This window comes from Streptomyces sp. NPDC049577, from assembly GCF_040675635.1.
Lineage (GTDB): Bacteria > Actinomycetota > Actinomycetes > Streptomycetales > Streptomycetaceae > Streptomyces.
The window spans coordinates 1-2739 of sequence record NZ_JBFAPH010000522.1; the positions used below are offsets into that span (position 1 = coordinate 1).

Sequence of the window (2739 nt, forward strand, 5' to 3'; positions counted from 1 at the left end):
GTGCTGTCGGTGCCGAACAGCTCCAGTCGGCCGTCCGCGTTGCGGGCTGCGGCGATCGACGTGAGCCCGCCGTCGAATTTGTACCAGTCGGACCAGCTGCCGCCGGGGGAGGCCTGCCAGCGGTGCCACACGCCGCCGGTGCTGTCGACGCCGAACAGTTCCACTCGCCCATCGGCGTTGGTCTCGGCGGCAACCTGGGTCAATGCGCCGTCGAACTTGTACCAGTTCGTCCAGCCGCCGTTGCCGGGGGAGGTCTGCCAGCGGTGCCACACGCCGCCGGTGCTGTCGGTGCCGAACAGCTCCAGTCGGCCGTCCGCGTTGCGGGCTGCGGCGATCGACGTGAGCCCGCCGTCGAATTTGTACCAGTCGGACCAACTGCCCGGGTAGGTCTGCCAGCGGTGCCACACGCCGCCGGTGCTGTCGACGCCGAACAGTTCCACTCGCCCATCGGCATTGGTCTCGGAGGCGACGGAGACCAGGGCGCCATCGAATTTGTACCAGTTCGTCCAGCCGCCGCTAAAGATGGAGGACTGTCGGCGGTGCCACACGCCTCCGGTGCTGTCGGTGCCGAACAGCTCCAGCCAGCCGTCTCCGTCGCGGGCTGCGGCAATCGAGGAGCCGGAGGTGGCGGCAGTGTGCTGGGGTGCGGCCGTGGCGGTGCCCGGCACCGCGACCAGAAGTGCCCCAACCGCCGCAGCAGCCACCAGGCTTGCCCTCAGGGGCCTGACCAGCTGACCGATGCGTCTGTACCCTTTTCGTGGTCTTTTGCGCATGGGGGTGCCCTTTCGCCTTGAGGCGTGCGCGAACGATGCAGGCATAGTTGTTCGGCGGGGGTCGAACGTCCAGCGGATAGCCCGCTGAGCGGAGCAGATCGGCTCAAATTCGGCCTGCCACGCGATACCAGACGCTGGGCTTCCGCACCCCCGTGCCTGCGCTCGCCGGAGCGGCAGGACGTGCACACCGCCACGGCGCGCACCCGCTATGTCGAGATGTGTCTGCCCGATCCCGCGACTCCGTACGGGGGGGGCGAAGGCCGCGGCGGAGACCGGCCTCCGGCTCCTGGCTCCGGACGCAGTCATCGCCCGCACGTCGCTGATCAACGGTGACGGGCAGTCCGTGCGCGAGGTGGCCGGCGTCCGGAGTCTTGTTCACGGATGGCATTCGCTGCCCGATTCATGTCGCGGGGGCAGATGCCGTCAGCCGTCACGAGCCAGTGGTGCTGTGTCAGCTGTTGTTACCCCGTCTCCGCCCGCCCCCGCCGCCCCCGCACCACCGCGCACGCGAGGGCCACCGCCGTTCCCGCCACCGCCCAGGCGGACAGGATCAGCAGGGGGCACGTCAGTGCGTTGCCGTGGAAGTAGGAGATGGAGCGGGCCGACCAGGTGCCCGCGCCCGGGGGGAGGGCGGGGCCGATGGCGCGCCAGAAGGGTGGGAGGAGGGGGTAGGGGTAGGCGCCGCCCGCGCTCGGGTTGCCCAGGACGACGACGATCGCGATCGCCAGGCCGATGCCGACGATGCCCGCCAGGCCCTGGAGGGCGAGGGTGAGGGCGCCGACCGCGAAGACCACCAGGGCGCCCAGGCCCCACAGCGGCAGGATGCCGCCCGGTAGCGCGTCCAGCAGGGGGCCGGCGATGAGTGCGCCCAGCAGGCCCGAGCCGATCGCGTACACCGCGATCGCGCCCAGCCGGATGACGGCGCGGTGCGTGTTGGCCGGGCGGGCGCCGGCGCTCACCGCGAGGATCGCGGCGCACAGGTAGCCGCCCACGCACCAGCCGATCACCAGGTAGAAAGAGGTCAGGCCGCGGGAGTCGCCGCGGTCGGCGGGGGCGACGTCCTGGACCCGGAGCGCGCGCCCCTCCGTCTTCTCGGCCTGGGTGACGACCGCCGTGGCCGCCTGGGCGAGCGAGGCCCCCGAGCCGCTCGCGACGAGCAGGGTGTCGGTGGTGCGGCGCGGGTCGACCAGGAGTGCTGCGTCGATCTCGCGTTCGTCGATCAGCCGGCGGGCCTCCGCCTCGTCGCGGACCGCGCGCGTGTCCAGGGGTGTGCCGGGCAGTGCGCCGAGCTTCTGCACCAGCTGCCCGCTGATCGCGCGCGGGGCGACGACGCCCGTCGGGATCTCGCTCGGCTTCGGCGCGTGGAAGGCGCCGACGTAGGACAGGACGAAGGCCAGCTGGAGCACCAGCGCGCCGGTGACCATGAGCGCGGCCCGGCCCCGGACCGCGTCCCGCAGCTCTCCGAGGAAGCCGGCGCCGCCGGCGCCGGGGGTATCGGCCATGCCCCGAGCCTGCGGGCCCGGGCGGGCGGACGCAGGGCGGGGCGGGCCGTTCGAGTGGCGCCGGAGTGCCCCGGGGTGCCCGGCCGGATTCATTCGTACGAACGTTCGAGAAGTGGTTTATGGTGGAGGCAGGAGGGGCGAAAGGAATCAGCCAGAAGGCAGGAGGTGCGATGAGCGGGCACTGCACCGTCACGGCCTTCACGCATCTGCACACCGCCTCCGGCTTCTCCATGCGGTACGGCGCCTCGCACCCCGAGCGCCTGGCCGAGCGGGCCGCCGAGCGCGGCATGGACGCGATCGCCCTCACCGACCGCGACAGCCTGTCCGGGGCCGTCCGTTTCGCCCGGGCGAGCGCCCGGGCCGGGGTGCGGCCGCTGTTCGGCGTCGACCTGGCCGTCCGCGAGCCGGAGGCACCCGGGCCCGGGCCGCACGCGGTCCGCCGCCGCGCGCGGGGGTGCGGCGGC

At 72.9% G+C, this 2739-nt stretch carries 3 protein-coding genes; 1 reads left to right on the forward strand and 2 read right to left on the reverse strand.

What is annotated here, in order from left to right; translation table 11 throughout:
* Both AB0K09_RS32060 and AB0K09_RS32065 read right to left on the reverse strand, forming a co-directional pair.
* Nucleotides 1-704: tectonin domain-containing protein (locus AB0K09_RS32060; protein WP_366068909.1), on the reverse strand; the 704-nt coding region annotated here is incomplete at its 3' end.
* A gap of 530 nt (nucleotides 705-1234) precedes the next feature.
* Nucleotides 1235-2275 carry a DUF3533 domain-containing protein gene (locus AB0K09_RS32065; protein WP_366068910.1) on the reverse strand — a complete coding sequence of 347 codons (1041 nt, stop codon included), beginning with the start codon at nucleotides 2273-2275 and terminating at the stop codon, nucleotides 1235-1237.
* A 170-nt stretch (nucleotides 2276-2445) separates the two neighbouring features.
* Between AB0K09_RS32065 and AB0K09_RS32070 the strand changes: the two genes are divergently transcribed.
* On the forward strand, nucleotides 2446-2739 hold a 294-nt coding region (locus AB0K09_RS32070; RefSeq protein ID WP_366068911.1), incomplete at its 3' end, for a PHP domain-containing protein.

Excerpts from the sequence above, each read along its gene's own strand:
- AB0K09_RS32065 (WP_366068910.1), bottom strand. The coding sequence starts at position 2,275 with ATGGCCGATACCCCCGGCGCCGGCGGCGCCGGCTTCCTCGGAGAGCTG.